Origin of the sequence: Nocardia sp. NBC_00403 (assembly GCF_036046055.1) — a bacterium.
Classification (GTDB): Bacteria; Actinomycetota; Actinomycetes; order Mycobacteriales; family Mycobacteriaceae; genus Nocardia.
Genome location: NZ_CP107939.1, coordinates 267,090 through 289,550 on the forward strand (window position 1 = coordinate 267,090; position 22,461 = coordinate 289,550).

The window sequence follows — 22,461 nt, forward strand, 5'->3', positions numbered from 1 at the left end:
GCCTTCTTCGAATGATTCGAGGAAGGCGTCCTTTTCAGTGCTCCGATGCCGATATCACCAGCCGGAATTACCGCGGACCGGGATATTGACGAAGCTCGGACGGTTCGGATCCAGCTGCACATGCTGCGGCTTCAAGCCCGTGTCGAGCAGCATCGGCAGCACCGGCAGACCCTTCGGGAAGTTGCCCGCGAACACATCGACGCGCAGGCGGTGACCCGGCTTCAAGATCGCCTCGGTGGCGGGCAGCGCAATGTCGAGGGTGGTCTCCTGGCCGGGCACCGTCGGCTGACGGCGGTCCAGCGAGGTGTAGGCGCGCGGGTCGGTGTAGTCGCCGTTGGCGGACTTGCTGCTGTTGGCCGCATCGACCTCGCGCAGCGACGCCATGATCTGTCCGGAGGAGAGCACGGTCGACTGCCCGTCCGGCGCGACATCGTTCACGGTGGCCACCCAGTAGCCGTCCGCGCCATCCTGAACGGTGTTGAGCCGCACCGCGATCCGGCCGGAGATCGTGGTGGTGTCGGCGACCGGCACGCTGGTGAACGTCAGCCCGTTCGTCTCGGCGACCCGCGAGTCCTTGGCGCAGCCGTCGATGATCGAGAGCGCGCCCGCGCTACCCTGCGCTGCGTCGTTGGAGCACAGGGTAGTCAGGCCGGGCGCGACCGTCAGCCGCGCCGAGTCGGGGCTCGCCTGCGGCAGCAGCGATCCGTCGTACAGGCTGTTCGCGGTGCCACTGCGGTCGGCGGACAGATACATCCTGCGGTGCACCGCATCATGCGACGCCTCGGCGGCATCCGGATCGGCGAACGAATCGGTGGTGATCCAGCCGCCGCCCTGCTGACGCAGCGTGACCGGGCCGTAGCTGTCGATGCCGTTGTCGATGCCCTTGAGCCACTTGTCGAACCAGGCCCGCTGCAACACGTCCAGCCGCGGCGGCAGGCCGGGCTTGCCGTATTCGTTGCCGGAATTGATGTGATAAGTGTTGCCCATCAGCAGCTGCTTCTGGCCTGCGGGCAGCGGAATCTCGTTGTAGATCTTGGATTCCGAGTAAGTGAACAGGTCGTGCCAGCCGCCGGTCACGAAGGTCGGCACCTGGATCTTGCTCGGATCGCCCAGCCAGGCCCCCCGCGCTGCCGAGGTACCGGTCAGCAATTCCTTCGCGCGCGGATCGAGATCCTCGACGCGGGTGGTGGTGTAGACGTTGAGCAGCACGTCCATGAAGGTCAGCGGATCCTTCGCCCGATCGGCGAGCCACTGCGTGTCGAACTGGCCGTTGACCACCGACGCCAGATCCGGAAGCAGCTTGAGGCCGTTGATCGCCGTGAGCCACAGCGGAATGAAGTTGAAGCCGAAGCCGCCGCCGGGCGCGAGCACGTCGTTGACGAGGTCGCTGCCGGGCACCACCGGGAAGATCGCCTTCAGCGCGGGCGGCTGCTTCTCGGCGACCTGCACCTGGTTGATGCCGGAATACGAGATGCCGTTCATCCCGATGCGGCCGTTCGACCACGGCTGACGGGAGGCCCAGTCGATCACCTCGACGGTGTCCTGCTGCTCGCGCTCGCGCAGCATGTCCCACACACCCTGCGAGAAACCGGTGCCACGCACGTCGACGACGACCTGGGTGTAACCACTTTTGATGAGCTGGCGGTCGACCGCGAAGTTGCGCAGCTCGCCGCCGCCGAATGCCTTGGTGAGGTCGGTGACACCGGAGAGCGGCGTACCGCTCGAATCGATCTGACGGAACAACTCGATCAGCGCGTCGGAGAGACCGGGAATGGACATCGCGCTGTCGGCGAGGTTCGACACCAGCTTGGTGTAGGGCGTCATGTTGACGACGGTCGGCGTCGGGGTCTCGATCGGCCTGCCCGCCGCGTCCGCGGGGCGGTACACGTTGCCCTCGAGCACGGTGCCGTCGCTCATGGTGATCGGCACATCCCATTGGATGTTCACGTTCGGGAACTGCTGGGGGCCGTCTTCGGCCGCCGTCCAGGCCGCGCCCGCGGCGCCGCCGTCAGGGCCGGTGGCAACCGGTGCGGCGCTCGCGCCGGAAGTGAGGAAAGGAACGAGCACCGCGGTGGCAACTGCCGCCACCGTAACCCGCAACGCGTGCTTCATCGGACGTGATCCACCTCTCGGACTGATCGAACGAGCGAAAGTTTACATACCGACGAGTAAGTTCGAACTCCCGGTCACGCGAATTTTGAGCCGAATATCGATTCACATACAGCGGACAGCATGCCATGTCGGCTGCATATCCAGGCTGTAGCCGCGCTCGAAGATCAGAATTGCCACTCACCAAAACAGCAGATGCGCTGCGGTCGATTGCTCGACCGCAGCGCATCTGCGTGCAGGGATTGCCGGTCAGGGCTACTTGCCGCCCTGGCTTGCCACCGCGGCGGCGCCCGCGGCAGCGGCCTCCGGATCCAGGTACTCACGCGGGCGGACCGGGCGCAGGTTCTCGTCGAGCTCGTAGCGCAGCGGGATGCCGGTGGGGATGTTCAGCTCCGAGATCTCGTCGTCGGAGATCTGATCGAGGTGCTTCACCAGGGCGCGCAGCGAGTTGCCGTGCGCGGCGACCAGCACGGTCTTGCCCGCGACGAGCTCCTTGGAGATGGTCGACTCCCAGTACGGGACCATCCGGTTCACCACGTCGAGCAGGCACTCCGTCTTCGGCACCTCGATGCCCGCATAGCGCGCGTCGCCCTCCTGGCTGTACTCGTTGGCCGGGTCGATCGGCGGCGGCGGGGTGTCGTAGCTGCGACGCCACAGCATGAACTGCTCGTCGCCGTACTTGTCACGGATCTGCGCCTTGTTCTTCCCCTGCAGCTCGCCGTAGTGCCGCTCGTTGAGTCGCCAGTCGCGGACCACCGGAATCCAGTGCCGGTCGGCCGCGTCCAGCGCGATGTTCGCGGTGCTGATCGCGCGGCGCAGCAGCGAGGTGTAGACGATGTCCGGCGAGATGCCGTGCTCGGCCAGCAACTCGCCGGCCCGCTTGCCCTCGGCGATACCCTTGTCGGTCAGGTGCACATCCACCCAACCGGTGAACAGATTCAGGGCATTCCATTCGCTCTCGCCGTGGCGCAGCAGCACGAGGGTGTACGTCATGCAGGCCATTCTGGCATGTGCGCAAACCTGCCTCGCATCCGTTCCCGGTGGCCGAACCGGGCATCAGCCGGTCCGAGCCCGGCCCTTCAGACAACGGTGTCGGCCGTCGCGTGGCCCGCGGCGAGCACGCCCGCGCCGACCAGGGTGGCGCCGTTGGTGATTCGCGACAGCACGACGTGGAGTCCACCGAGGAACTCCAATCGCGCGTGCCTGGCGACCGCCGCACGCAACGGCTCCCAGAGTGGTGCACCCGACTGCGCGAAACCGCCGCCGATCACCACCAGATCGATATCCTGCAGCGCGGCCGCCGAGGCGATGGCCTGCCCGAGCGCGGTCCCGGATCGATGCAGCGCCGCGAGCGCGATGTCGTCGCCGGAGTGCGCCGCTTTCGCCAGCGCGGCACCGGTCGCACCGGACCAGCCCTGCGCACGAGCCCAGCGCACCGACGACATGCCGCTGGCGATCGCCTCGACGCACCCGACCCCGCCGCATTCGCACGGCACATCCCAGCCCGGCACCACAATGTGACCGATATGCCCAGCGTTGCCGGTCCGGCCGAGCAGTACCCGGCCATCCGCGATTATCCCGCCGCCGATCCCCGACGACACCGTCATCGCCAGCCCGTTCGCGACGCCGCGCAATGCGCCGACATGATGTTCGGCCAGCGCCAAGCAAGCACCGTCGATGGCGAATCGTATTGCGGCGCCGGGAAACAGCTTCTGCACCTCGGCGACGATCGGGAATCCGGACTTCCACTCGGGGATGTTCAGCGGGCTCGTGACACCGGACCGGGTATCGACAGGACCGGCCGAGCCGATCCCGATGGCGGTGACGGTGTCGTCGCCCGCGACCTCCGCCAACAGCGTGCGGCACGCCTCCCACACCGCCTCGCGCGGCACATCGACCTGCCGCACGTCACGCACCTTGCGGCCCCCGTGCACCCGTCCCGCCGCGAACTTCGTCGCGCCGATATCAAGAGCAAGAACTGTCATAGCCGGGCCGCCTCCACACTCACCGAGTCCCAGCGCGATTGTCGCGCACCGCGGGCCTGCCCGGGAGAGATCCCGCACCCTACGGCGTCGAGGGCGGCTCTCCGAGCACCGACGCCAGCACCGCGTCCACGAATTCCCGGAGCAACTTCCCCATGCTCGGTTGATCCGACATCGCTGTCCTGCGGTGGGTTCGGCAACGAAGCCGGACTCGCTCAGGGCTGATCGGCCGCGTCCACCAAATGCTCGAAGGCGCGCAGATTCGTCAGCGATTCGCCGCGCGAGACACGCCACTTCCACTCTCTGCGAATGGATTCGGCGAAGCCGAGTTCTAGCAGGGTGTTGAAGTCGGCTTCGACGGCCTCGAGGATCTGGCCGAACACCCGGTCCAGTTCATCGGCGGTGACAGCGTGGGTGGCGATGCGGCCGACCAGGTAGATATCGCCGACACGGTCGAGGGTGTAGGCCACGCCGTAGAGCCTGCGGTTGCGCCGCAGCAGGAATTTATAGACGCCTTCGAAATTTTCGTCGGGCTTGCGGCAGACGAACGATTCGATCCGCAGGCCGTGCTTGCCGACGGTGAGCATGACGGTGGTCTTCAGCTTGCGCTCACCGGGCAGGATGACGACGAAGACATCCGCGCTCGGCCGGGTGTATTCGATCTCCCTCTCACGCAGCGTCGCGTCGATCAGCTGCGCGGTCGCGTGCGCCCCGCTACTCACCGGCGTGCTCCCGTCCGGCGCCGCCACAGCGCCTGTGATCTGGCCTGGTTGCTCTCGCCGAGGAGAGCGGCCGCGCGTTCCATGGCGAGGCTAGCGCGCTCACCGGGTTCCGCGGGACGTGCGGCGTCGAACTCGGTGTCGTCGCCGAGCAGGTCGGACAGCACGCCGCGCCCGCCACCGAGCCGGGTGCGCACCGCACGGAAATCGGTCAGCGCCGCGGAGTAGCTGGCGAGCAATCCTTCCGCGGTGTGCTCCCAGGAGAAGTTGGCGGCATGGTCGACGGCGCAGGCGCTCATCCGGGCCAGCCGTTGCGGGTCGTCCAGCAGGTAACCGAGCGCGCTCGCCCAATCGGTGGTGGCGTGGCCGGGAAGCAGCAGGCCGCTCTCGCCGTGGCGGACCGCGGTGCCGAGCCCGCCCACGTCCGCTGCCAGCACCGGCGTGCCGCTGGCCTGCGCTTCGATGGCGACCAGTCCGAACGATTCGTTGTAGCTGGGCACCGCGACCAGATCGGCGGCGCGGTACACCTGGACGAGGCGGTCGGGCGGCTGCGGCGGCAGGAAGGTCACGCGGTCGGCGATACCGAGGCCGGCCGCCAGTTCGATCAGCGCGTCAGGGCGCTCGAGTCCCGTTCCGGATGGGCCGCCGACGATGAGCACCCGCAACTGCCGCGCGGGCTGGGCGCGCAGCACCTCGGCCGCGGCGCGCACCAGTACGTCGGGGGCCTTCAGCGGCTGGATCCGACCGACGAAGGCGACGATCTGCTCGTCGGTGGCCAGCCCCAATTCCGCGCGGGCGGCGGCCTTGTCGCCGGGGCGGTAGCGGGTCAGATCGGCGCCGGGCGGCACCACGTCGATGCGTTCGGGGTCGGCGCCGTAGAGCTCGATGAGCTGGCGCGCCTCGTCGGCGGTGTTGGCGACCATCCGATCCGCTTCGGCGATCACCTGCTTCTCACCGATCTCCCGGGTGACGGGTTCGGGACAGTCGCCGTCGGCGAGTGCGGCGTTCTTCACGGCGGCCAGGGTGTGCGCGGTGTGCACGAGCGGCACCCGCCAGCGGTCCCTGGCCAGCCACCCGACCTGACCGGACAGCCAGTAGTGCGAGTGCACGAGGTCGTAGTAACCGGGCTGATGCCTGGCTTCCTGCCGCAGCACCTCGGCGGTGAACGGGCACAGTTGGGTCGGCAGGTCGTGTTTGTCCAGCCCCTCGAACGGACCCGCCACCACGTTGCGCACGAGCACCCCGGGCGCCGCCTCCTGCACGGGCGGGACATTCGAGGAGGTGGCCCTGGTGAATATCTCCACCTCGGTACCGCGGCGGGCCAGCTGAATGGCAGTTTGCAGCACGTACACGTTCATGCCGCCCGCGTCGCCAGTGCCCGGTTGAGCAAGTGGTGAGGTGTGCACCGATAGCACGGCAATCCGATTGGGCCGTAGGTCCGGGCGTTGACTCACACTATCCATAGTGCACGTTGCATCGGCGAACTCAGACGCCGCTACCGAGGCAAGTGACGGCCATCACAAGTCGGCCGTGAGCACGCTCACGAAACTCGCGCCGTCCAAAGACACTCCCCGAACACGACCCAGTCTGCGCGAGGAGCGCAGACCGTACCGGCGGGTTTCGGACGGCTACTTCGGCGCGACCTCCACGCCGTCGACGAACGCACCGATCTCGGCCACGAACCGCGCGCGGTCCTCGATAAACAAACCGTGCTGCGCGCCCTCCCAGAACGAGGCGCGCGCACCGGGGACCGTGTCGAGGATGTAGCGGCCGTTCTCGATCGGGACGACGGGATCACTGGTGCCGTGCAGAACCAGCACCGGGACATCGAGGGCGCGCAGCGTCTCGGTGTTGTCGACGGTCCGATAGAACAGCGCCTTGCGCACCCGCGGCGGTGTGGCCAGGCTCGCGCCGAACAGTCGCTGGGCATCGACGCCCTTGTCCTGGCCCGGGCCGGTGTTGGCATTGCCGAAAGCTCCGAAAGCACGTATCGCACGTCCGGCGCTTTCCTCGAAGACGCCGGGAATGGCTTCCTGCATGGCCGAACCGGTCGCCGCACCTGGTGCACGGCCGATATTGGCCATCGAACCGGTGTAGACAACGCCGGCGATCGCGCCGGTGCCATAGGCGGTCAAGTAGTCGCTGAGCACAATGCCGCCGTAGGACCAGCCCAGCAGCACCGCGCCGGATTCGATGCCCTCCCGCCCGAGCACCGCCGCGATATCGGCGGCCCAGTTCTCGGGATCGTCGTACCCGGCCTCCGGCGCATCGGAGTAGCCGTGCCCGCGCAGATCGACGGCGATGACACGGAAGCGCTCGGCCAACTCGTCGGCGGCCGCACCCCAGCACCGCAGATTTGCCGACCAACCGTGCAGCAGCACCAGCGGGCGCCCATCGGCGGGCCCACTGACCCGATAGACGATGGTGGTTCCGTCCGCACTGACCGCATCCCGAATAGCCATGCCACCGAGGCTAACGGTGCGGCGCGCGCCGACCGTGATCCGGGCAACAACCCCGGTCTCCGGCAAACTCCCTGCACTTAGGATCGAGATCATGAGTATCCGCACCGCCGTCGTCACCGGAGCCAGCTCGGGAATCGGGGAAGCCACCGCCAGGGAGCTCGCCGAACAGGGTTACCACGTCTACGTCGGCGCCCGCAGGCTCGATCGGCTGCAGACCCTCGCCGACGAAATCGGCGGCACCGCGCTGGAACTCGATGTGACCTCCGACGAATCGGTGCAGGCCTTCACCGACGCGATCGACAGCGCCGACGTGCTCGTCAACAATGCGGGTGGCGCAAAGGGCCTCGCCCCGGTGGCGGAGGCCGATCTCGACGACTGGCGCTGGATGTGGGAGACCAATGTGCTCGGCACGCTGCGCATCACCAAGGCGCTGCTGCCGAAGCTGATCGCCTCGGGCGACGGCCTCATCGTCACCATCACCTCGGTGGCCGCCTTCCACGCCTATGACAACGGCTCCGGCTACACCTCCGCCAAGCACGCCCAGGCCGTCCTGCACCGCACGCTGCGCGGCGAGCTGCTCGGCCAACCGGTCCGGCTCACCGAGATCGCGCCCGGCGCCGTCGAGACCGAGTTCTCCCTGGTCCGCTTCGACGGTGACGCCGAACGCGCCGCCAAGGTGTACGAAGGCATCGACCCCCTGGTCGCGCAGGACATCGCGGAGATTGTCGGCTTTGTCGCGTCTCGACCGTCACACGTCAACCTGGACCAGATCATCGTCGCGCCGCGCGACCAGGTGGTGCCGGGTCGCTTCGCGCGCCGCAGCTGAGATCGGGTCCGCGCTCGGGTCGCAGCACCACGCTCTCCCGTCTATCGTGGCCCGGAGCCAGGGCTGGCCGAGTGCCCCGTAGCGGTTGCTCAGCGTGCACGGACGGTTAGCATCCGGGATTTGAAATTCGAATACACCAGATTGGAGTTGCTCGGCTCATGCTCAAGGGTTTCAAAGATTTCCTGATGCGCGGGAACGTTATCGACCTTGCGGTCGCGGTGGTCATGGGCACCGCGTTCACCGCGGTGGTGACGGCGGTGACCAAGGGCATCATCAATCCCTTGCTCGCCGTTTTGGGCAGGACCAACGAGCTGGGACTCGGCGTCCAATTGGTGGCGGACAAGCCCGCCACTTTCATCGCGGTCGGCCCGATCATCACCGCGCTCATCGATTTCGTCATGGTCGCCGCGGTGCTGTACTTCGTGCTGATGGTGCCGATGAAGACGCTCAAGAACCGCTTCGGCACCACCAAGGCCGCCGAGCCGACCGAGACCGAACTGCTCATCGAAATCCGCGACCTGCTCGCCGGGCGCAACCTGGGTACCGTCGAGGAGGCCATCGCGCTGGAGAAGGCGAACGTGGTGCCCGAGAAGGCCGCATCGAACCGGTAATCACCTGGCGCCCAAGACAATCCGCCCCCGTTCGGATCATCGAACGGGGGCGGATCTGTATTTCGCTGGTCGCGGATCAACGCGGCGGCCCCGGCGCGACCGGTGTCGCAGAGATGCCGGGAGCGTGCGCGGCGTCCAACGCGGACAAGCCCTTCCAGGTGCTCCAGTCGATGGTCCAGTCGTAGAGATCGCCGTCGGCGGCCGACATCTGGATCGACGTGCCGGTCACTTCGACCGGATCGCCGTAGAGCGCGGTCGGGAAGTACGCTTGTGCGTCACTGGGCGAAAGATTGATGCAGCCGTTGGTCACATTCGACGCCCCTTGCGCCGACAGCGATTCCGGATTCGCGTGGATGAATTCGCCGTTATTGGAAATGCGTACCGCCCAGCGTTCGCGAACGTTGGTGTAGAACGGCGGATTCGACATCATGAAGTCTTCGTATTTCTCGGTGACCACGTGCACACCGGAGCGGGTCACATTGCGTGGCTCATTACCCTGGCCGTAGCTGACCGGGAAGTCGAAGACGACCTGGCCGTCGCGCACCACCTGCATGCGGTGGCTCGGCGCGTTGGCCTGCACTACTTGACGGCGGCCGATGCGGAAATCCGAAGTGAGATCGGTGTATCCGTAGTTGCCGCCGCCGAGGTCGAGTCCGTAGAGCTTGGCCGTGACCTGCACGGTGGTGCCGGGCACCCAGTAGTCCTTCGGCCGCCAATGCAGGCGCGAGCCACCGTTGTCGTCGGGGAACCAGGCCCACGCGCCCTCGGTGGGCGGGTTGGTCGTGACGGTCAGCGCCTTCTCCACCGCGGCTTTGTTCTGCACAGAAGCCTTGAACTGCAGGATGATCGGCGCGGCGATGCCGACTTCCTGGTTGTCGGCGATATTGACGGTCGCGGGGACCGCGTTCTTCGGCGCGAGCGTGCGGAAGGTGCCGTCGATGGGAACCGGTTTGCGATCGGTGCCGATCACCGTGCCCGACCAGGTGTAGGTGGCGGCGTAGCCGAGCGCCTCGGTGATCTTGTAGCTGCGCTTGTCCGGTGCGAGTTCGCCGGTGACCTGCTTGCCGTTGGCATTGGTCAGCGCGATCTGGTCGATGGTGCCGTCGGCGACGGTGACCGAGACCGGTGCCGTCGGGTTGACATTCTCGGCGTCGGCGGCCGGGGCCATGCTCACTTTTGCGACCGGACCGGAGTCGCGGGCGGAGTCGCTCTTGCCGCCGCGGTCGATCGTGCAGCTTGCCACCAGGGCGACCACGACGAGTAGCACGGCCGACACGGCGGCGGCCGGTCTTCGGATGACTGGACGATTGCACACTTCTTCGAATTTACGCGCGAGAAATCGTTCGCTCGGCTAGCGAAGAATGTGGCGGCATCCGGTTAGAGCGTGACGCCGACCGTGACCGGTTCCGGCTCGAGCCGGATCCCGAATCGCTCGGCGACACCGTCGCGGACCGTCCTGGCCAGCGCGACCAAATCCGCGGCCGTCGCGTCACCACGGTTGGTCAGCGCCAACGTGTGTTTCGTGGACAGCCGAGCCGGGGCCGCCTGCCCGGGAAAGCCCTTGGCGAAACCGGCCCGCTCGATGAGCCAGCCCGCGGAGAATTTGACCCCGTCCGGCGCCGGATAGGTCGGGATCGTGACATCTCCCACATGTGCGGTGATCGCGGCCCGCACCTCGCCCACCCCGGCCTCCGGAACGACCGGGTTGGTGAAGAAGGACCCCGCGCTCCAAGTGTCGTGATCGCCGGGGTCGAGCACCATGCCCTTGCCCGCCCGTAGGCCGAGCACCGCCGCCCGCACCTGTGCCGCCGGTCTGGATTCGCCGTTGGTCGCGCCGAGCGCGTTCGCCAGCTCGCCATAGCGCAGCGGTGCGCTGGACCCGCTGGGATCGAGCGCGTAATCGACGGCGAGCACGACGGCGTCGTCACGGTGTTTGAGCACGCTGGTCCGGTATCCGAAACCGAGCTCGCCCGGCTCGACCCAGCGGATCTCGCCGGTAGCGCGATCGAGCAATCGCGCCCGGCGCAGCAGGCGCTCCACCTCGACGCCATACGCGCCGACATTCTGCACCGGGGTCGCGCCCGCCGATCCCGGAATGCCGGAAAGGCACTCCAGCCCGCCCAACCCGGCCGCTACCGTCGCCTCCACCACCGTGTCCCAGTTCGCACCCGCCTCGGCAATCACACCGTCCGCGCCGATCTCGACGCCCTCGGTCCGCACCAGGACGACGACACCGTCGAAGCCCTCGTCACCGATCAGCAGATTGGAGCCGCCGGCGAGCAGCAACATCGGTATTCCGGCCGCGTCCAGCGCGCGCACGGTCGCCACCAGCGACTCGGTCGTCACACACTCGGCCACCGTCGCGGGCCCGCCGACCCGCAGCGTGGTCAGTTCCGCAAGCCGCACCGATTCGCGCACCAGCGCACCGGTATCGGCCAGCAGTTCGCGCAGCTGATCCGACGACACCACCCGTGAAGTTCGCACAGCCAGACGGTAGCGTGTTCGAACATGGCTACACCCCTGGCGTACACGGCCCGCTATTCGCATCCGGTCGCGGCCGTGCGCGCGGCGATCGCTGACGAGCAGTATTGGAAGGACCGCATCGCCGAGGTGGGTGGGCCCAACGCCCGACTCGATTCGGTCGCCGTCAACGGTGATCAGGTCCACGTCGAGATGGTCCAGGCCATCGCCGCCGAGCTGCTGCCCGCCGCCATCACCGCGGTCCGCCCCGGCGATCTGATCATCCCACGCGCTGAGAATTGGTCCGGCGATACCGCGACCTTCGAGGCCCGCGTCGACGGCGCACCCGCCGAGGTCCGCGGCGCCATCTCCCTCGTTGCCGACGGCTCCGGCTCGGTCGCCACGGTCACCGGCAGCATCGAAGTGAAGATCCCGCTGTTCGGCGGGAAGATCGAAGCCGCGATCGCCGAGCGCCTCACCGAACTGTTCGCCTCCGAAGAGGAGTTCACCAACAACTGGCTCGCTCAGCGCTGAGTCCGCGCCCGACGCCGCACACCTTCTGAAATGTCAGGAGGTGTGCGTTCGTTCCGGGGCGTTAGCGCGGCGCCCAGCCGAGGAGCGCTGCCACCAATACCGGGACAGCAGTCCGGCCAGCAGCGCGCCGACCGCGTTGACGAGCACGTCGTCGACCGAGGAATGACGCCCTACCCCCAGCGCGAACTGCAGCATCTCGACGCCGCCCGACAGGATCGCGCCGACCATCAGCAGTCGCCACGGATCAGCGAACCAGGCCGAACGCACCGGAAGCAGAAACCCGAGCGCCGCAAAGACCAACAGGTTCCCGCCGAGCTGTTCGACAACCCGGTCGTCGGTGAGCTGATCGGCCAGGTCACGCAGCGGCACCAGGTTGACCGAGCGACCGGAACCGGCGGGCGTGAGAATCATCCACAGCCACGGCACCGTACCGACCACCATGCCCACATCGCAGAGCGCGGTGCGCCAGGAACCGCGCCGCCGCGCCAGCCACCACGCGACCGGGCTCGCCGCCGGAATCGCGGCCAGCGCCGCAACGACCACCCCACCCCATGTCTGCCATGTCCCGTTCACTTCGCAAGTCTGACCGAAAGATTTCGGTCTCGGCCGTGCGCGGGCGGCCACCAGCGCGAACTGGGTAATCTCCTGGTCCGACCGCGTGCGGATGGTCTTCACATTCACCGCCGAGCGATGGCGCGGCAATCGGTCCCGGTAACGTAATCGCTCATGGCTCGCCGACTGGACTATTCAGCCCGCTACCCGTTGCACACCACCAAAGAGCTGTATGCAGCGCTGTCGAACCGCGACTACTGGGAGGCGCGGGTCACGGAGATGCGGAAGTACTCGGAGAACGAAGTCGTGAGTCACGAGGTGAGCGACTCCGGGATCGAGATCATGCTGCACCACATCCTGCCGCGAGAGATGCTGCCGGAGATGGCGCAGGCGGTGATGCGCAAGGACATGGTGATCACCCGCAAGGAGAGCTACGGCCCGTTCAACGAGGAAGAAGTCGTCGGCAAATACTCCGCGTCCATCCCCGCGGGCCCCGGCAGCCTCGGCGGCGCCATCCGCGTGTTCCCCACCGACACCGGCTGCACCGCGCGGTTCTCCTCGGAGGCGAAGGTGTTCATTCCCATGGTTGGTCCGCGACTCGAGCAGCTGATGCTGGTGAACCTCGTCGACCTGTTCCGTGCCGAGGCCGAAGAGACCGTGCGGTGGCTGGAAGAGCAAAACCCGACCAGCTGACCAAACCGGTCGGCACCATCACCCGCGGCACCACCGGCGTCAACCGGCTGCGGCGCAGCGACCGCTGGCTGATCAACGACGAGCTGGTCCGTGCGCGCCTGCAGACCACGCCGGATCCGCTGGTCGTCGACCTCGGTTACGGTGCGAGCCCGTGGACCACGCTGGAGCTGGCGACCCGGGTGCGGACCGTCCGCGCCGACGTGCGCGTGATCGGTCTGGAGATCGATCCGGAACGGGTGGTACCCGGCCGCGACGGTGTCGGGTTCGCCCGCGGCGGCTTCGAATTGGCCGGGCTGCGGCCGGTCTTGGTGCGCGCGTTCAATGTGCTGCGGCAATATCCGGAATCGGCGGTTCCCGACGCGTGGGCGACCATCCTGTCCGGCGTCGCCCCCGACGGCCTGTTGGTCGACGGAACCTGCGATGAACTCGGCCGCCGCTGCGCGTGGGCACTGCTGGATCGCTCGGGACCGCTGTCGCTCACCCTGGCATGGGATCCGTTCACCGTCGAGCGCCCCTCCGACATCGCCGAGCGACTTCCGAAGGCGTTGATCCACCGCAACGTTCCCGGCGAACCGATCCATGCTCTGCTCACCGCCGCCGACCGCGCCTGGGCCCACGCCGCGCCACACGCGCCGTTCGGGCCACGGGTCCGCTGGCGGACCGCGGCGGAGTCGTTGCGGCAGGAAGGTTTTCCGGTGCGGACCTACCGCCGCCGCATGCGCGACTGTGTGCTCTCGGTGCCGTGGTCGGCCGTCGCGCCGAACAACGATCGCACATAGCCCGTCGCGGCCCCGACCGAGTCCAGCGCCGTCGCGACCGAGCCTGTTGCCGACGCGACCGGCAGCATCGAATGCGGCTCGAAGGGCTGACGCCACAGGCCGCCGTGCGCCGCGCCCACCGCGAACAGGCTCTCTGGATTCGCATCGTCCGGCGCGGCAGGCGGTGCCATCAGGTCGGCGACCAGTTTCGCAGCGAGAAGTGTTCGTGCCGTGGCGGGTTCGAATACTTCGACGCCGAATCGGTGCACGCCACGGTAGGCCGCCGCAAGCGAACGCTCGGCGCGCACCGCACTCGTCGAGGCCGGTGGCGCGACGGTGTAGGACACCGTGCGCCCCGCGGTGTGCGCGAGCACCGCGCGCCAGCGCAGGATGCGGTGCGCCAGAGCATGATTCGGACCGATGGACGGAACAAGCGCATCCGCGACACCCCATATCGCCCCGAGGTGGTCGGTGACCGTGGTGCGATAGTTCGGCCGATAGAGCGTCGACACCGACAGCAGCCGCAGCAGATTCTGGTCCGCGCCACGCAGACCGCGCCCGTGCAGTCGCGCATGCGCCAGCGCGACAACCTCTTCCGGCACGGCATAACAGTCGATCGGCGACCCGAGAAACGCCAGCGCGGCGTCCGGCCGGTGCTCGAGCAGATCCTCGACAAGGACGTCCTGCGCGGTGGCGAGCCGAACTCCCGCGGACCCCTGATCATTCGCGTACAGGCCGAACACCGGCCGGACCTCCGCACCGAGCTGCGCACGGATCCAATGCACCAGCGCCGGGAACTGCTGGGTGATATCGACGCCGGGATCGGCCGTGACCGGATAGCGCAGCACCCCGGCACCGGTCTCGGCGAGCCGCGAAAGTTCCTGCCAGCGTTCCGTCCCCGGCAGATCGATGCCGAGCACGTCCGCACCCCACCGCAACAGCGGGCGCAGCGGGCCGAGCTCGGCCGCCGCCCCGGTGACGATGACACGGAAACCAGTCAGTGCCAACCACTCCGGATGGTCGATCACCCGTTCCACAGCGGCGGCGAATCCCGGTTCCACGATGCCGCCGCGACGCCATTCGGTCAGCTGACGCTGCAACGACTCCTCCGCCAGCACCGTGTCGCGGTAGGGGACTTCCAGCCGCCCGAGTGGTTTCGCGGTGCCCTCGACCCGGACGGTATCGAGGGTGCCCGGTTCGGCAACCTTTTCGACGTCGACGCTGCGCAGCGGGGCGATGGTCGCTCCGGTCACCAGCCGCAGCAACTTGCGCGCGGAGCGCAGCCCTTCGGTCGCGATCCCGACCGACGCCGCAGGCGAGCTGGCGGCCAACGCGGTCAGCCCACGAAACACCGTGCGATAGGAGCAGCGCCAGTCCCGGCAGGTCTCCACCGTCTGGGCGAGATCCGCGTCATACCCGCGGACCGCGTCGGCGACCACGGCGGTGGCGAACATATCGCCGATCCGCTCGGGCGCACCGGAGGGGAAGACGAGATCCCACCTGCTCTGACCTTCGGTCCCCATGATCAGTCACCCTGCCATGATCGCGCGTCCGGCAAAACCGGACGCCACGGCGATTCATAGCCGGACCGAATCACCTCGCACCCGCTCACCACGCGGCTCATCGGCTCATACGCCGGTGAGGGCCCGATACACCCGGGCGGCCGCCCGCGGGGGCAGTCGGACACTGGCCGAACGGATTTCGTCGCGCGCACAACGGTCGATGGCGACCGCATCGCCGACCACCTCGTCCAGGGCGGTCTGTCCGATGTCCGCCTCCGCCAGATCGAGCACCGTCCGCACCGGCGTCGTGACCAGGAACGAGCCCGCCGACTCGACATCGGTGGCGATCAGTGGACGACGCAACACCACGAGGCGCGGCGTCACCGGCGGACGCCCAGCACCGACCGACAGGTGCAGGAATCGCGGCCGCAGCCGACCGAGCCCGTGCAGTTCGGCCGCGCTCTGATGCGACACCGCGGCGGCGCCATCGAACCAGGCCGCCCACATGGCGTACTCGTCGAGCGGGCCTTCGGGCCAATCGGCCAGCCGAAGTAAACCCACTCCCGCCCGCGTCACCGACCCGTCCCCGAGCGCCACCCGCACCCGCACCTCACAACCGGTACGCAGCACCTGCCTGGTGGTGAAAAATCCGGCATGCCGCCCGGCCAGGCGTCGCAGCACCCGCCATCCCTGCTCCGCGGAATCGAGTGCGCGGGCCGCAGCATCCCCAGCCATGGCCACCAGACTACGCCCGAAACTTGTGTCGCATGTCACAATCAATCCCCTCACCGCGCCCTCAGAGCGAACACAGAAATGTCGGGAAGAATCGGGCTCATGAGTCAGAAGCCTCCTGCCACCGTGACCTCCACCCGGCGCACCCTCGTGATTGCCCTGGTCGTGGTCGTGACGCTGCTCATCGGTGCGCTGGTCGCCGGCGAGGCCTACGCCAGGCACAAGTTCTCGCGGTGCATCAGCACGCAATTCGAGAAGGACATGGGCTCGAAGATCGACGTCGGCTTCGGCTGGCGGCCGATGCTGCTCACCTTGATCGACGGCAAGGTCTCCCGGGTGACGGTGGACAGCGCCGACTCCAAGTTCGGCCCGGCCGTCGGCATGGTGGTGCACGCCAGGTTCAAGGACCTCGATGTCGAGAACGCCGGACAGGGCGGCGGCACCATCAATAGTTCGTCGGCCGATGTCACCTGGAACAACGACGGTATCCGGCAGACGCTCGGCGGCCTGGTCAGCGGCGTGCACTCCTCCTCGAGCAGCGGCATGCTGACCCTCGACGTGCTCGGCGGGCTCGCCCAACTGCAGGTGCAGCCGCGGGTGACGAACGGGGTGGTGCAGGTGGACACCATGTCGGCGGAGCTGCTCGGCATGGGCCTGCCCACCGATCTGGTGCAGGGCATTGTCGATGTCTTCACCCAGAGCCTGCAGAGCTACCCGATGGGCCTGAAGGCGACCGACATCAAGGTGACCGACGACGGTATCACGGTAAAGCTGGAGGGCGGCCGCACCGAGCTCGAGACCGCCCCGGGCGAGGCCCGCTGCTGATCACCACCGAAATCGTGTCCTCGCCGGAGGAATTCGCGCTCCGGACGAATCAGGCGGGGAAACCGTCAAGCACCGCACGGGATTTGGACAGCCCGAGCCGTGTCGCGCCCGCGGCGATCAGTTCCGCTGCGGCTTCGGCGGTCCGGATCCCACCGCTCGCTTTCACTCCGAGACGCCCACCGACCGTGTCGGCCATCAACGCGACCGCGTGCACGCTCGCACCGCCCGCAGGATGAAATCCGGTGGAGGTCTTCACAAAGTTCGCACCCGCACGTTCGGCGACGCGGCAGACCTCCACGATCGCGGCGTCGGGCAATGCGGCAGATTCGATAATCACCTTGAGCACCGCCCGCTCGCCCATTGCCTCGCGGACGGTGACGATGTCGGCCAGGACGGCGTTGTAGTCAGCGGCAAGCGCCGCGCCGACATCGATGACCATGTCCACCTCGGCCGCACCGTGCTCGACGGAAAGGCGAGCTTCCGCGCCTTTCACCAGCGAATGGTGTTTGCCGGAAGGGAATCCGGCGACCGTCGCGATCGCCACGCCCGGTGCGCGCACCGGCAGCATGGACGGCGATACACAGATCGCATACACGCCGAGCGCACGCGCTTCGGCGATGAGTGCGTCGACATCGGCCGTCGTCGCCTCAGGTGCGAGCAAGGTGTGATCGATCATGGCGGCCACTGCGGCCCGGGTCAGCGACGTGGAATTTGCCATGGGGTGAGAGTCTGGCATACCGGCGGCGAATTCCGTTGCGTGCCTCCGGTGCTTCCCGCACACTCGTTATTGTCGGTGGAGTACGGGTATTGCATCGGACACGAGCGCGTACACGACTCCGCCGCAAGCGCAGGAGCGTGTACGGATGGCCCTACTCGTTCGGGAGGAGACGATACCGTGCTGATCCGTCGCGAACGCGCCGATGATGTCACTGCCATCGCGGCGGTGCATCGCAGCGCTTTCGGACCGCAGTACGCCGACGGCGACGCGCGATACACCCTCGCCGACGCCGACATCGTGGAGATGACCGGCGAAGCCGCCGACGACGGCGCCGGCGACCCGCCCGAGGTCGATCTCGTCGCCCGCCTCCGCAGCGACGAAGGCTGGATCCCCACCCTGTCCTTGGTCGCCATCGAGCACGACATAGTCATCGGACATGTGTGCCTCACCCGCGCGGCTGTCGGCCCATTTCCGGTCCTCGCGCTCGGCCCGCTCGGCGTCGACACCGAACACCAGGGCAGCGGCGTCGGCGCGGCCCTCGTACACGCCGCCCTCGGCGCGGCGGATGCCCTCGACGAACCCCTCGTCGCCCTGCTCGGCAGTGTCGACTACTACCCCCAGTTCGGCTTCGTCCCCGCCGCCCGCCTCGGCATCACCCCGGACGAACCCGCCTGGGTCTCCCACTTCCAGGTCCGCCCCCTGACCGCATACGAATCGCAGATAGTCGGCGAATTCCATTACGCCGAACCGTTTTATGGTGTTTGACTTGCTGTGTTTTTTGGCAGCGCCTGCGGCGCCGCGTGTTCGCGGCCCCCTTGGTCTCGCTTCCGAGCCGTCGAGACTCGCGCCTGCGGCGCATGCGCTTCGACGACTCGGAAGCGAGACGGGCCGCGAACTTTAGTGCTCGGTCTCGCTGCGCTCGGAAGACATCATCGTGCCCAGCGGGTGTGGCGGTAGTGATTGTCGCGACGTTGGTGGATCCGCGTCGGTTTGTGTGCGGTGATGGTGGCTCCCTCGCTTGGAGCACTCGCTGCCGGATTGGGGCGTCGATGGTGATGCTCGCGCCTTTGGTGGAAGTACTCGCCTTGCGTGAGGCGGGCGGATGGGGCGAGGAGCGACCTGGGAGGATGTGTCGATGAGTTCCGCTCCATCCGCTCTCGACGACCGTCGTTTCGTGCTCAGCCTCGGCTGCCCGGACCGCCCGGGCATCATTGCTCGAATCACCTCGTTCATCGCCGAGTTCGGCGGGTCGATCGTGGAGGCCGGCTACCACTCCGACGTCGACAGTGGGTGGTTCTTCACCCGGCAGGCGATCAAGGCTTCGACGGTGCCGTTCGGGATCGCCGAACTACGGGACCGGTTCGCGGGAGTGGCCGCGGAGCTGGGGCCGGAGACGGAATGGCAGCTCCTCGATTCCGGGGAGCGGCGGCGCGCGGTGCTGCTGGTCAGCAAGGACGGACACTGCCTGCACGACCTGCTCGGACGCGCCGCCAGCGGTGAGCTGCCCGCCACCATCGAGGCGGTGATCGGCAACCATCCCGACCTCGCAGGCATGACCGAGGCGCACGGCGTGAAGTTCCACTACGTGCCGTTCCCGAAGGACCCGGCCGAACGCGGCCCCGCATTCGAGGAAGTGCGTGCGCTCGTCGACGCCCACGACCCACACGCGGTGGTGCTCGCCAGGTTCATGCAGGTGCTTCCGCCCGAGCTCACCGAGCACTGGGCAGGCCGGGCAATCAATATCCACCACAGCTTCCTGCCGTCGTTCGTCGGCGCCCGCCCCTACCACCAGGCCTTCGCCCGCGGCGTCAAACTGATCGGCGCCACCTGCCACTACGTCACAGCAGAACTGGACGCAGGCCCGATCATCGAACAGGACGTCATCCGCATCGACCACGCCGACGAGGTCCGCGACATGGTCCGCCAGGGCCGCGACATCGAACGCGTAGTCCTGGCCCGCGGCCTCCGCTGGCACCTGGAAGCCCGAGTCCTGGTCCACGGCCGCCGCACAGTCGTCTTCAACTGACAAACCACCCACGACACAACCGCACCGTCGTCCTCACACACGGCCGCAACTTCGACATCGACGGTAGTCGAAATGGCGGCTGCGTAGGAAGTCCGCAACCACCATTCGACTACCGTCGATGTTCGTTGGGCGGTCAGCCTACGGCTTCTGCTGGGGTGCGGGTGGATTCGAGAACCTGGGTTAGTTCTTCGTTGAAGCGGTCGTGGGCCTCGGTGTTGCCGAGATGGCCGGTGTTCAGTACCTCGTACTTGGCCAGGCTGCCTGTTTCGCTGAGCATTTCGGCGATCAGCTCCGAGTGTGCGGGTGGTGTCATGTCGTCGAGGGAGCCCGCGAGCACGGTTGTGGGCACCACCAGGTTTCGTGCCGATTCGCCGAGGTCCATCTCGGCGAGAAGGATGCCGAACTCAGCGCGCACGCGGGCTGGGCAGGAGCGCACGATGGCCATGCTGAAGGCGATCTCGTCGTCGGTGGCGGCGAGGGTCATGATCTGCCTGGCGAAGACCCAGCGCACCGGAGCAAGCGGCGGGAAGAGGATGGGGGTGCCGAGTCCGAGGCGGCCGATGAAGGCGGGCAAGGGAATTCGGAGCTTCAGCAGCGGGAGCGGTCGGTTGAACAACGGCACGACCGTGGTAGTTGCGACCAGCCCGTGCGGGGCGGTATTGGTCAGCAGCACCGCGAGCGCCTGCTCGGCGACCCGCTCGGGATACCGTCCGGCCCAGGCCTGCAGCGTCATTCCGCCGAGGCTGTGCCCGACCAGCACGGCCTTGCGGCCGCGACGCAGAGTGGCCGCGAGGACAGCGGCCAGATCGTCGGCGAGCAGATCGGTGGTCAGCGGGCTGGAACCGAGTTCGCTTTCTCCGTGCCCGCGCTGGTCATAGGTGATCACGCGGTACTCGCCCGCGAAGGCGTTGATCTGTGCGTTCCAGTATTCGATGGCGCAGGTCCAGCCGTGCACGAGCACGATCACCTGTCCGTCGGCCGGTCCGTATGCGTGCACCCGCAGCTTGGCGCCGTCGGCGGTGGTCACGGGGACGACCTGATGCGCAACGGTAGGCGGGTTCAACGCCGCGGTCGCATAGGTACGGTTCCGCAGATTGGCGCGGTGTACGTCGAGCAAGCCCCGGATATGTTCCGGGAGGTTCCCCAACGCAGACGGCAGCATTGCACGCATCGGACACTCCTTTGTGTTACTGCTCGATACAGTAACCCCGATTCGCGCTGCTAACTAGAGCTAGCACCAAGAAAGTGCGACCGCCGCGCCTTCACCACCCCGGCGCGGCTTCGGACGGACACCGTCCGGCTCTGCCCAATTACTGCCGAATTCCGCCCTACCAGCGCGGACCGCGCTGAATCTCGTCCACCTTCGGCCGCACATCGGCCAGGTAGATGCCGGTCGCAATGATCGCAATGAGCGCAAGCAGACTCGTCACCGTCAGCGAAAGCAGCAGGAACAACAGCGCCGCGGCGAGGATCGCGATCCAGATCGGCTTGGTCAGCTTGTCCACCGCAGTGAAGGCGTCCGGACGCTGACGAATGGCGTGAATCAGCGCGAAGATCGTCGCACCGAGTGCTACCAGCCGCAGCACGAACAAGATCATGCCGGTTAAATCTTGCGCCACATTCACCCCACCCATCATAGAAGCAACGACCCCGCGCACCACGGGTGCGCGGGGTCGTCGTTTGTGCGTCAGGCGATTACACCTTCTTGGGAGCAGCCTTCTTGGCCGGAGCCTTCTTGGCCGGAGCCTTCTTGGCGGGGGCCTTCGCGGCAACGGGCTCCTCGGCCGCGGCGGGCGCGGTCTCGGTGGTCACCGTCAGCACCTCGGCCTCGACGACCGGCTCGGCGACGACCTCGACCTCGACCTCGACCTCGACCTCATCCTTGGCCGGACGGCCGAGCAGGTCGTTGACCTTGCCGAGCACGTCCTCCGCGCGGCTGACCGCGTCGGTGTAGAGGGATTCCACGCGCTCGATCTGATCCTCGACCAGGTGGTTGGCGCGCAGCCGCTCGACGGTCTCCTCGCCGCGAACGGCCAGGTCCGCGTACAGGTCGAGGACCTTGGCGTAGTACTTCTCGGCGAGCGTGCGCAGCTCCTCCGGAGTGAACTTCTCGCGGAGCTCGGCGAGGTCCTCCGGCAGTTCGGAAGGCAGCCCGGACAACCGCTCACGCAGCGTCTCGAACTGAGCCTGCACGTCGGCGGGCACGTTTGCGAAGCGCTCACGAGCCTCTTCGACGCGGCCGGTCACATCGGCGGTGGCGGCACGCTCACGCACCTGAGTGACAGCGTCGAGCACCGCGGCGTAGACCGCGTCGCCTGCGCCGACGGTGGCGAACAGTGGCTTGGTGGTCTGGTTCTTCTCGGTCATTCTTCGTTCTCCTGGCGTGGCGGAGTGTCGGTTGTCGTAAGCGGAACTTCGCTGTCCCATTGATCCCCCCCTGACTCGTTCCCTCCGTTTTCGCGGCGAAACGATTCATAGATATCCAGCAGGACCTGCTTTTGCCGTTCGCTGATCGACGTATCGGCAAGCAGGGCATCCCGGATCGGACTGTGCGGCCGCTGCTCGAGATAGCCAGCCCGTACGTACAACACCTCCGAGGACACCCGCAGTGCCTTGGCGATCTGCGTGAGTACCTCGGCGGACGGATTGCGCAATCCGCGCTCGATCTGACTGAGGTATGGATTGCTCACTCCCGCAAGGGTGGCGAGCTGACGCAGCGAGACTTGCGCAGCCTCTCGCTGTGCCCTGATGAACCCTCCGATGTCGTGCGCCGCGTTCACGACGCGGGCCGCCTTTTCTCCGACGCCTGCCGATTGCTCGGCCGAACTGTCGGTGTACTCGGCGGAAACCTCGGGCTGGTCTGCCATCACTCACCTTCTGGCGGTTGTACGGTATCAATTCTAAATGAGGGTGCTAGCTATTGCAAGCACTCTGTTAGCACTCTTCCAGCAA

The 22,461-nt window shown here is 67.3% G+C and carries 24 protein-coding genes; 8 read left to right on the top strand and 16 right to left on the bottom strand.

Annotated features, from left to right (window positions below):
• Positions 1–54: 54 nt before the first annotated feature.
• The 6 genes from OHQ90_RS00950 to OHQ90_RS00975 all read right to left on the bottom strand — a co-directional run bounded on the left by OHQ90_RS00950 (position 55) and on the right by OHQ90_RS00975 (position 7,272).
• The gene (locus tag OHQ90_RS00950; RefSeq protein ID WP_328406647.1) at positions 55–2,112 is read right to left on the bottom strand and encodes a CocE/NonD family hydrolase; all 2,058 of its coding nucleotides are present in this window, start codon (positions 2,110–2,112) and stop codon (positions 55–57) included.
• A 252-nt stretch (positions 2,113–2,364) separates the two neighbouring features.
• Positions 2,365–3,102 carry a phosphoglyceromutase gene (locus OHQ90_RS00955; RefSeq protein ID WP_328406648.1) on the bottom strand — a complete coding sequence of 246 codons (738 nt, stop codon included), beginning with the start codon at positions 3,100–3,102 and terminating at the stop codon, positions 2,365–2,367.
• Positions 3,103–3,188: 86 nt separating this feature from the next.
• The gene (locus OHQ90_RS00960; protein ID WP_328406649.1) at positions 3,189–4,094 is read right to left on the bottom strand and encodes an ROK family protein; all 906 of its coding nucleotides are present in this window, start codon (positions 4,092–4,094) and stop codon (positions 3,189–3,191) included.
• A 212-nt stretch (positions 4,095–4,306) separates the two neighbouring features.
• Positions 4,307–4,813, bottom strand: coding sequence for a YbjN domain-containing protein (locus OHQ90_RS00965; RefSeq protein WP_328406650.1), 507 nt, complete (start codon positions 4,811–4,813; stop codon positions 4,307–4,309).
• Positions 4,810–6,273, bottom strand: a complete 1,464-nt coding sequence (gene mshA / locus OHQ90_RS00970) for a D-inositol-3-phosphate glycosyltransferase (protein ID WP_328406651.1) — start codon at positions 6,271–6,273, stop codon at positions 4,810–4,812. Before mshA ends, OHQ90_RS00965 begins: the two co-directional genes overlap by 4 nt.
• Before the next feature lie 165 nt (positions 6,274–6,438).
• Positions 6,439–7,272, bottom strand: coding sequence for an alpha/beta fold hydrolase (locus OHQ90_RS00975; RefSeq protein WP_328406652.1), 834 nt, complete (start codon positions 7,270–7,272; stop codon positions 6,439–6,441).
• Positions 7,273–7,363: 91 nt separating this feature from the next.
• Here OHQ90_RS00975 and OHQ90_RS00980 point away from each other — a divergent pair, with 91 nt between their 5' ends.
• Both OHQ90_RS00980 and mscL read left to right on the top strand, forming a co-directional pair.
• Complete coding sequence (locus OHQ90_RS00980; RefSeq protein WP_328406653.1) at positions 7,364–8,098, top strand: SDR family oxidoreductase; 735 nt, start codon at positions 7,364–7,366, stop codon at positions 8,096–8,098.
• Positions 8,099–8,256: 158 nt separating this feature from the next.
• On the top strand, positions 8,257–8,709 hold the full coding sequence (gene mscL, locus OHQ90_RS00985) for a large conductance mechanosensitive channel protein MscL (protein ID WP_328406654.1): 453 nt from the start codon (positions 8,257–8,259) through the stop codon (positions 8,707–8,709).
• A 76-nt stretch (positions 8,710–8,785) separates the two neighbouring features.
• Here mscL and OHQ90_RS00990 read toward each other — a convergent pair whose 3' ends face one another.
• Positions 8,786–10,024 carry a L,D-transpeptidase gene (locus tag OHQ90_RS00990; protein WP_328406655.1) on the bottom strand — a complete coding sequence of 413 codons (1,239 nt, stop codon included), beginning with the start codon at positions 10,022–10,024 and terminating at the stop codon, positions 8,786–8,788.
• Between the two features lie 62 nt (positions 10,025–10,086).
• The gene (locus tag OHQ90_RS00995) at positions 10,087–11,175 is read right to left on the bottom strand and encodes a UDP-N-acetylmuramate dehydrogenase (protein ID WP_442941430.1); all 1,089 of its coding nucleotides are present in this window, start codon (positions 11,173–11,175) and stop codon (positions 10,087–10,089) included.
• Between the two features lie 42 nt (positions 11,176–11,217).
• Between OHQ90_RS00995 and OHQ90_RS01000 the strand changes: the two genes are divergently transcribed.
• Positions 11,218–11,703, top strand: coding sequence for a DUF2505 domain-containing protein (locus OHQ90_RS01000; RefSeq protein WP_328406656.1), 486 nt, complete (start codon positions 11,218–11,220; stop codon positions 11,701–11,703).
• 33 nt (positions 11,704–11,736) lie between these two features.
• Here the strand turns inward: OHQ90_RS01000 and OHQ90_RS01005 are convergent, their stop codons facing one another.
• Positions 11,737–12,276 (bottom strand): VanZ family protein, encoded by a 540-nt coding sequence (locus tag OHQ90_RS01005; protein WP_328406657.1) that lies wholly within the window; start codon positions 12,274–12,276, stop codon positions 11,737–11,739.
• Between the two features lie 153 nt (positions 12,277–12,429).
• Between OHQ90_RS01005 and OHQ90_RS01010 the strand changes: the two genes are divergently transcribed.
• Positions 12,430–12,948, top strand: a complete 519-nt coding sequence (locus tag OHQ90_RS01010; protein ID WP_328406658.1) for a DUF2505 domain-containing protein — start codon at positions 12,430–12,432, stop codon at positions 12,946–12,948.
• Entirely contained in the window at positions 12,918–13,727 is an 810-nt protein-coding gene (locus tag OHQ90_RS01015; protein WP_328406659.1) for a class I SAM-dependent methyltransferase, read from the top strand. Before OHQ90_RS01010 ends, OHQ90_RS01015 begins: the two co-directional genes overlap by 31 nt.
• Here OHQ90_RS01015 and OHQ90_RS01020 read toward each other — a convergent pair.
• Positions 13,652–15,229: a hypothetical protein gene (locus OHQ90_RS01020; protein WP_328406660.1), complete on the bottom strand. Its 1,578-nt coding sequence runs from the start codon at positions 15,227–15,229 to the stop codon at positions 13,652–13,654. The two genes, OHQ90_RS01015 and OHQ90_RS01020, sit on opposite strands and share 76 nt — an antisense overlap.
• 105 nt (positions 15,230–15,334) lie before the next feature.
• A complete protein-coding gene (locus OHQ90_RS01025) occupies positions 15,335–15,943 on the bottom strand; it encodes a hypothetical protein (protein ID WP_328406661.1) in 609 nt (202 codons plus the stop codon).
• 99 nt (positions 15,944–16,042) lie between these two features.
• Between OHQ90_RS01025 and OHQ90_RS01030 the strand changes: the two genes are divergently transcribed.
• Positions 16,043–16,765, top strand: a complete 723-nt coding sequence (locus tag OHQ90_RS01030) for an LmeA family phospholipid-binding protein (RefSeq protein ID WP_328406662.1) — start codon at positions 16,043–16,045, stop codon at positions 16,763–16,765.
• 49 nt (positions 16,766–16,814) lie between these two features.
• On the opposite strand, the gene deoC is transcribed toward OHQ90_RS01030, so the two are convergent.
• Positions 16,815–17,483 carry a deoxyribose-phosphate aldolase gene (gene deoC / locus OHQ90_RS01035; protein WP_328406663.1) on the bottom strand — a complete coding sequence of 223 codons (669 nt, stop codon included), beginning with the start codon at positions 17,481–17,483 and terminating at the stop codon, positions 16,815–16,817.
• A 177-nt stretch (positions 17,484–17,660) separates the two neighbouring features.
• Between deoC and OHQ90_RS01040 the strand changes: the two genes are divergently transcribed.
• Positions 17,661–18,248, top strand: a complete 588-nt coding sequence (locus tag OHQ90_RS01040; protein WP_328406664.1) for a GNAT family N-acetyltransferase — start codon at positions 17,661–17,663, stop codon at positions 18,246–18,248.
• 370 nt (positions 18,249–18,618) lie between these two features.
• Positions 18,619–19,509, top strand: a complete 891-nt coding sequence (purU, locus tag OHQ90_RS01045) for a formyltetrahydrofolate deformylase (protein ID WP_328406665.1) — start codon at positions 18,619–18,621, stop codon at positions 19,507–19,509.
• Between the two features lie 133 nt (positions 19,510–19,642).
• Here the strand turns inward: purU and OHQ90_RS01050 are convergent, their stop codons facing one another.
• The 4 genes from OHQ90_RS01050 to OHQ90_RS01065 form a co-directional block, all read right to left on the bottom strand.
• Positions 19,643–20,680: an alpha/beta fold hydrolase gene (locus tag OHQ90_RS01050; RefSeq protein ID WP_328406666.1), complete on the bottom strand. Its 1,038-nt coding sequence runs from the start codon at positions 20,678–20,680 to the stop codon at positions 19,643–19,645.
• 157 nt (positions 20,681–20,837) lie between these two features.
• Positions 20,838–21,143, bottom strand: a complete 306-nt coding sequence (locus OHQ90_RS01055; protein WP_328412448.1) for a DUF2516 family protein — start codon at positions 21,141–21,143, stop codon at positions 20,838–20,840.
• A 61-nt stretch (positions 21,144–21,204) separates the two neighbouring features.
• Positions 21,205–21,876 (bottom strand): heparin-binding hemagglutinin, encoded by a 672-nt coding sequence (locus OHQ90_RS01060; RefSeq protein WP_328406667.1) that lies wholly within the window; start codon positions 21,874–21,876, stop codon positions 21,205–21,207.
• Entirely contained in the window at positions 21,873–22,376 is a 504-nt protein-coding gene (locus tag OHQ90_RS01065; RefSeq protein ID WP_328406668.1) for a helix-turn-helix domain-containing protein, read from the bottom strand. Before OHQ90_RS01065 ends, OHQ90_RS01060 begins: the two co-directional genes overlap by 4 nt.
• Positions 22,377–22,461: the final 85 nt, after the last annotated feature.

Coding starts and splice junctions, on each gene's coding strand:
- OHQ90_RS00950 (WP_328406647.1), bottom strand. CDS start 2,112: ATGAAGCACGCGTTGCGGGTTACGGTGGCGGCAGTTGCCACCGCGGTG.
- OHQ90_RS00955 (WP_328406648.1), bottom strand. CDS start 3,102: ATGACGTACACCCTCGTGCTGCTGCGCCACGGCGAGAGCGAATGGAAT.
- OHQ90_RS00960 (WP_328406649.1), bottom strand. CDS start 4,094: ATGACAGTTCTTGCTCTTGATATCGGCGCGACGAAGTTCGCGGCGGGA.
- mshA (WP_328406651.1), bottom strand. CDS start 6,273: ATGGATAGTGTGAGTCAACGCCCGGACCTACGGCCCAATCGGATTGCC.
- OHQ90_RS00975 (WP_328406652.1), bottom strand. CDS start 7,272: ATGGCTATTCGGGATGCGGTCAGTGCGGACGGAACCACCATCGTCTAT.
- OHQ90_RS00980 (WP_328406653.1), top strand. CDS start 7,364: ATGAGTATCCGCACCGCCGTCGTCACCGGAGCCAGCTCGGGAATCGGG.
- mscL (WP_328406654.1), top strand. CDS start 8,257: ATGCTCAAGGGTTTCAAAGATTTCCTGATGCGCGGGAACGTTATCGAC.
- OHQ90_RS01000 (WP_328406656.1), top strand. CDS start 11,218: ATGGCTACACCCCTGGCGTACACGGCCCGCTATTCGCATCCGGTCGCG.
- OHQ90_RS01010 (WP_328406658.1), top strand. CDS start 12,430: ATGGCTCGCCGACTGGACTATTCAGCCCGCTACCCGTTGCACACCACC.
- OHQ90_RS01020 (WP_328406660.1), bottom strand. CDS start 15,229: ATGGGGACCGAAGGTCAGAGCAGGTGGGATCTCGTCTTCCCCTCCGGT.
- OHQ90_RS01025 (WP_328406661.1), bottom strand. CDS start 15,943: ATGGCTGGGGATGCTGCGGCCCGCGCACTCGATTCCGCGGAGCAGGGA.
- OHQ90_RS01030 (WP_328406662.1), top strand. CDS start 16,043: ATGAGTCAGAAGCCTCCTGCCACCGTGACCTCCACCCGGCGCACCCTC.
- deoC (WP_328406663.1), bottom strand. CDS start 17,483: ATGGCAAATTCCACGTCGCTGACCCGGGCCGCAGTGGCCGCCATGATC.
- purU (WP_328406665.1), top strand. CDS start 18,619: ATGAGTTCCGCTCCATCCGCTCTCGACGACCGTCGTTTCGTGCTCAGC.
- OHQ90_RS01050 (WP_328406666.1), bottom strand. CDS start 20,680: ATGCGTGCAATGCTGCCGTCTGCGTTGGGGAACCTCCCGGAACATATC.
- OHQ90_RS01055 (WP_328412448.1), bottom strand. CDS start 21,143: ATGGGTGGGGTGAATGTGGCGCAAGATTTAACCGGCATGATCTTGTTC.
- OHQ90_RS01060 (WP_328406667.1), bottom strand. CDS start 21,876: ATGACCGAGAAGAACCAGACCACCAAGCCACTGTTCGCCACCGTCGGC.
- OHQ90_RS01065 (WP_328406668.1), bottom strand. CDS start 22,376: ATGGCAGACCAGCCCGAGGTTTCCGCCGAGTACACCGACAGTTCGGCC.